The sequence below is a fragment of the Pseudomonas viridiflava genome, assembly GCF_900602065.1.
GTDB lineage: Bacteria > Pseudomonadota > Gammaproteobacteria > Pseudomonadales > Pseudomonadaceae > Aquipseudomonas.
Genome location: NZ_UWFN01000237.1, coordinates 1 through 320, shown reverse-complemented (window position 1 = coordinate 320; position 320 = coordinate 1). Strand labels below are relative to the sequence as shown.

The 320-nt window shown below is 57.2% G+C and carries 1 pseudogene; it reads left to right on the top strand.

Features of this window, described 5'->3' with window-relative positions:
• Nucleotides 1–209: pseudogene (locus EE949_RS13010) on the top strand (methyl-accepting chemotaxis protein); the annotation flags it as partial.
• Nucleotides 210–320 lie beyond the last annotated feature (111 nt).

The following is a 320-nucleotide window of genomic DNA, read 5'->3' as shown; positions in this document are numbered from 1 at the left end:
TGTCGACCATCGAGTCGAAGAATCAGCAGATTGCCACGGCAGCCGAACAACAGAGCACCACCGCCGAAGAGATCAATCGCAGCATCATCAATGTGCGCGATGTTTCCGAACAGACCTCAGCGGCCAGTGAAGAGACGGCAGCCTCAAGCGTCGAGCTGGCCAGACTCGGCAATCACCTGCAGTTGCTGGTAAGCCGCTTTACCGTCTGATCAAGCGCATCAGGCCCGTGCTTTTTGCGAGCACGGGCCCGACTGTCTGCGCTGAATGTGACGTCTGTCACCCCTCGTTTCTTCTCGGAAATCTCCTACGACCTTCTCAGG